Below are 4,867 nucleotides of genomic sequence, written 5' to 3'. Positions count from 1 at the left end.
TGTGGGAGCGAGCTTGCTCGCGATTCGGTTTATCAGGCGCCACTCAATCCGGCCAATGCCATGCCGGCTCATCCAGCGCCCGCTGCCCGACAATCCCGGTCTGTCCGAGGTCTTTCTCCAGCACGATGCAATTGCACTGCTCATCCTGTTCCAGCGCGGCAATCAGGCGCGTGGCGTGGGATACGACCCAGACCTGGCAATTGGCCGAGGCTCGGATGATCAAACGCGCCAAGGCTGGCAACAGGTCGGGGTGCAGGCTGGTTTCCGGTTCGTTGAGGACCATCAGCGAGGGCGGTCGCGGCGTGAGCAGGGCGGCCACCAACAACAGGTAGCGCAAGGTCCCGTCGGACAGTTCGGCGGCGGTCAGTGGCCGCAGCAGGCCGTGCTGTTGGAACGCGATGGCGAAACGTCCACCTTGCAGCTTGTCGATCTGCAGATGAGCGCCCGGGAAGGCATCGCCGATGGCGGCATGCAGCGCCTCGAAGTCGCCTATCTCAAGGATCGTTTGCAGCGCGGCGGCGAGGTCGCGGCCATCGTGATGCAACACCGGGGTGCGGGTGCCGAGTTGGGGTTGGCGCACCGGGGCGTCGGCGTCGCTGCGAAAATGATCATAGAAACGCCAGCGGCGGATGAACTCGCGCATTTGCAGCACCTCCGGCGAGGCACGCAGGCTGCCGACCTGATCGAACAGGCTGTCGAAGGTCGGGGTGTGCTGGGACAGGACATCCCAGGAACGCCGCTCGCGGGCCCGGACCATGGGCCCGTTGCGGTCCACCAGCAGGCTGGCCGGTCGAAACACCGGACCGGCCCAGATGCATTCGCGCTTGATTTCAGGGTCCAGGGAGAAAGCCGAGCGGCTGGGCTCCGGCAGGCCCAGGGCGATCGAATAGCTGAAGTCTTCAGCGGCGAATCCCAGGCGCAGGCGCTTGGTGCCCTGACGCACGGTTGCCTGGACGGGTACTTCGCCGTTGCGCATGCGCCGGCTGATTTCTTCCGGTCCCGCCCAGAAGGTCGAATCCAGGCCGCCTTCACGGGCCAAGGCATTCACCACCCCGCCCTGCGCCGTCTCCGCCAACAGGCGCAGGGCGCGATACAGATTGGATTTGCCACTGCCGTTGGGGCCGGTGATCAGGTTCAGCCGGCCCAGCGGGATGACCAACTTATTGATGGACCGGTAGTTGGCCACCGCCAATGTCTTGAGCATGCATATCTCCTGCTGCATGGGCCGTAGGAGCTGACGAGCGAAGCGAGGCTGCGATCTTTTCATCTTTCACTTGAGATTCAATTGGCTGAGGAAAGATCGCAGCCTCGCTTCGCTCGACAGCTCCTACAGAGGGCGATGTATCCATTGTATTCGGTGAACCCTGTTCTAAGCTCACAGTCGTATCGTCACTGGTACGTCGGTACAACGCAAAGGAGTCTGCATGACTGGTCCCGGAATCAAATTGATTGTTGGCTTGGGCGTGTGTGCGTTGTTGGCGGGGTGCGGTGACAAGAAACCCGAGGCAAAAGCCTTGCCTCGGGTGTTCGTACAGCAAGCCACGCCCAGTGAATATGCTGCCTCGGTCACGCTGACCGGCGATGTCCAGGCCCGAGTTCAAGCCGATCTGTCGTTTCGCGTGGGCGGCAAGATCATCGAGCGCAAAGTCGACGTTGGCGACCGGGTCTCGGCCCGCCAAGTGCTGGCCCGGCTCGACCCTCGTGACTTGCAGACCAACGTCGACTCCGCCGAAGCCCAGGTGGCCGCCGAACAGGCGCGGGTCAAGCAGAGCGCGGCGGCCTTTGTGCGCCAGCAGAAGCTCTTGCCCAAGGGCTACACCAGCCAGAGCGAATACGACACGGCCCAGGCGCAATTGCGCAGCAGCCAGAGCGCGCTGACGGCAGCCCAGGCACAGCTGGCCAATGCTCGGGAACAGCTGAGCTATACGGCGTTGATCGCCGAGGCGCCCGGTATCATCACGGCGCGCCAGGCCGAAGTCGGCCAGGTGGTCCAGGCCACGGAGCCGATCTTCAGCCTGGCCCGGGACGGCGAGCGCGACGCGGTGTTCAACATCTATGAATCACTGCTGCGCGAACCGCCATCGGACCCGCAGATCACCATCAGCCTGCTGGACAACCCGGCCATCAAGACCACCGGTACCGTGCGCGAGATCACCCCGGCGGTGTCCGCCGAGACCGGTACCGTGCAGGTCAAGGTCACGCTCAACGACTTGCCTGAAGGCATGCGCCTGGGGTCGGTGGTCAGCGCCACGGCCAAATCCGCCGGAAAGACCGCCGTGGAGTTGCCTTGGTCGGCACTGACGAAGAACCTCAGCGAGCCGGCCGTATGGTTGGTGGACAGCGAGGGCAAGGCGCAGTTGCAGACGGTCACGGTCGGCCGCTATTTGACCGGCAAGGTCATCATCAGTGACGGGCTCAAGGGCGGTGAGAAGATCATCATTGCCGGCGGGCAATTGCTCCATCCTGGCGTGCGCGTCGAGATCGCTGAAAACAACCACGACAAAGCCCCGACAGGAGCCCTGCCATGAAGCGCCTGTGGATGGTCTCGGCCGGCCTGCTGCTGGCCGCCTGTTCGAAGGAAGAAGCGCCGCCGGAGCCGGTGCGACCGGTGTTGTCCATCGAGGTTCGGGCCCTCGATCAACAGGCCCTCGGCCGCTTCGCCGGGAATATCCAGGCGCGCTACGAAACCAACGTGGGTTTCCGGGTGCCGGGCCGCATCGCCAGCCGCAACGTTGATGTCGGCGCCGAGGTAAAGAAGGGCGACTTGCTCGCGACCCTCGACCCCACCGACCAGCAGAACCAGTTGCGCGCCGCCCAGGGCGACCTCGCGCGGATCCAGGCGCAGTACATCAATGCCCAAGCCAACGCCCGTCGCCAGCAACAATTGTTCGACCGTGGCGTCGGCGCCCAGGCGCAACTGGACGTCGCCCAGACCGACCTGAAAACCACCGCCGCCTCCCTGGACCAGGCCCGGGCTGCGGTGGACCAGGCCCGCGACCAGCTTAACTACAGCGAGCTTCGCACCGACCACGACGCCGTTGTCACGGCTTGGAATGCCGAGGCCGGGCAAGTGGTCACCGCCGGCCAGCAGGTGGTGACGCTGGCTCGCCCGGACATCAAGGAAGCGGTCATCGACTTGCCGGCCGGATTGGCCGAGCGCCTGCCCGAGGACGTGGTGTTCGAAGTTGCCGCGCAACTCGACCCGGCGACCCGCACCACGGCCATCGTGCGCGAGATCGAACCCCAGGCGCAAAGCGCCACCCGCACGCGCCGCGCACGCCTGACCCTGACTGATACGCCGCCCGGATTTCGCCTGGGCACGGCCATCAGCGTGACCCTGAGCTCGGCCATCGAGCCGCGCATCGAGTTGCCGCTCAGTGCGCTGCAAGAAGTGGATGGCAAGACCCGAATCTGGCTGGTCAACCCGCAGGACCAGACGGTCTCGCCCCGGGACGTACAGGTGCTCGAACGGTCGGACGACTCGGTGTTGGTGGCCAACGGCATCAAGCCCGGCGACCGCGTGGTCAGCGCTGGCGTAAACAGTCTCCAGCCGGGGCAAAAAGTGAAACTCGACGAGGACGCACGATGAAAGGGCCTTTCAACTTATCGGAATGGGCCCTGCGGCATCAGTCGTTTGTCTGGTACCTGATGTTCGTCGCGCTGCTGATGGGCGTGTTCTCCTACATGAACCTGGGCCGCGAGGAGGATCCGTCGTTCACCATCAAGACCATGGTCATCCAGACCCGCTGGCCTGGCGCGACCCAGGAAGAAACCCTCAAGCAGGTCACCGACCGCATCGAGAAAAAACTCGAGGAGCTCGACTCCCTCGATTATGTGAAGAGCTACACCCGGCCCGGTGAGTCCACGGTGTTCGTGTACCTGCGCGATACCACGGGCGCCAAGGAAATCCCGGAGATCTGGTACCAGGTCCGCAAGAAGATCAACGACATTCGTGGTGATTTCCCTGAAGGCCTGCAAGGTCCGGGATTCAACGATGAATTCGGCGACGTTTATGGCTCGGTGTACGCCTTCACCGGCGACGGCCTGTCGATGCGTCAGTTGCGCGATTACGTGGAGCAAGTACGTGCCGAGATCCGCGACGTGCCTGGCCTGGGCAAGGTGGAGATGGTCGGCGAGCAGGACGAAGTGCTGTACCTGAACTTCTCCACGCGCAAACTCGCAGCCCTGGGCATCGACCAACGCCAAGTGGTGCAGAGCCTGCAATCGCAAAACGCCGTGACCCCGGCCGGGGTGATCGACGCCGGGCCGGAGCGGATTTCCGTGCGTACGTCGGGGCAGTTCCAATCGGAAAAGGACCTGGCCAACGTCAACCTGCGACTCAACGATCGTTTCTATCGACTGGCGGACATAGCCGATATCCGCCGTGGCTACGTCGACCCCGCCACGCCGATGTTCCGCTTCAACGGCACGCCGGCCATTGGCTTGGCCATCGCGATGAAGAAGGGCGGCAACATCCAGGAATTCGGCAAGGCGCTGCACGCACGCATGAACGAACTGACCGCCGACCTCCCGGTGGGCGTCGGCGTGCACACGGTGTCGGACCAGGCCGAAGTAGTGGAGGAGGCCGTTGGCGGTTTCACCAGCGCATTGTTCGAGGCGGTGATTATCGTGCTCGTCGTCAGTTTCATCAGCCTCGGCATCCGGGCCGGGCTGGTGGTGGCCTGCTCGATCCCGCTGGTGCTGGCGATGGTGTTCGTCTTCATGGAATACAGCGGCATCACCATGCAGCGGATCTCTCTCGGCGCGCTGATCATCGCCCTCGGGCTGCTGGTGGACGACGCGATGATCACCGTGGAAATGATGGTGACCCGTTTGGAAAAGGGCGACAGCAAGGACCAGGCCGCCA

The 4,867-nt window shown here is 63.9% G+C and carries 4 protein-coding genes; 3 read left to right on the top strand and 1 reads right to left on the bottom strand.

From position 1 onward, the window contains the following. Nucleotides 1–43 precede the first annotated feature (43 nt). A complete protein-coding gene (locus OC610_RS21210; protein WP_264430517.1) occupies nt 44–1,204 on the bottom strand; it encodes an AAA family ATPase in 1,161 nt (386 codons plus the stop codon). 220 nt (nt 1,205–1,424) lie between these two features. Between OC610_RS21210 and OC610_RS21205 the strand changes: the two genes are divergently transcribed. From OC610_RS21205 to OC610_RS21195, 3 genes are all read left to right on the top strand, one after another. Continuing rightward, complete coding sequence (locus tag OC610_RS21205) at nt 1,425–2,528, top strand: efflux RND transporter periplasmic adaptor subunit (protein ID WP_264430514.1); 1,104 nt, start codon at nt 1,425–1,427, stop codon at nt 2,526–2,528. After that, entirely contained in the window at nt 2,525–3,589 is a 1,065-nt protein-coding gene (locus OC610_RS21200) for an efflux RND transporter periplasmic adaptor subunit (protein ID WP_264430511.1), read from the top strand. The genes OC610_RS21205 and OC610_RS21200 overlap by 4 nt, the downstream gene beginning before the upstream one ends. Beyond that, the coding region (locus OC610_RS21195; RefSeq protein ID WP_264430510.1) for an efflux RND transporter permease subunit at nt 3,586–4,867 on the top strand (1,282 nt) is incomplete at its 3' end. The genes OC610_RS21200 and OC610_RS21195, both read left to right, overlap by 4 nt.

This window comes from Pseudomonas agronomica, from assembly GCF_025917275.1.
In the GTDB taxonomy this organism is placed as follows: domain Bacteria; phylum Pseudomonadota; class Gammaproteobacteria; order Pseudomonadales; family Pseudomonadaceae; genus Aquipseudomonas; species Aquipseudomonas agronomica.
This window is presented reverse-complemented; position numbering and strand designations above follow the sequence as displayed.

Excerpts from the sequence above, each read along its gene's own strand:
- OC610_RS21205 (WP_264430514.1), top strand. The coding sequence starts at position 1,425 with ATGACTGGTCCCGGAATCAAATTGATTGTTGGCTTGGGCGTGTGTGCG.
- OC610_RS21200 (WP_264430511.1), top strand. The coding sequence starts at position 2,525 with ATGAAGCGCCTGTGGATGGTCTCGGCCGGCCTGCTGCTGGCCGCCTGT.
- OC610_RS21210 (WP_264430517.1), bottom strand. The coding sequence starts at position 1,204 with ATGCTCAAGACATTGGCGGTGGCCAACTACCGGTCCATCAATAAGTTG.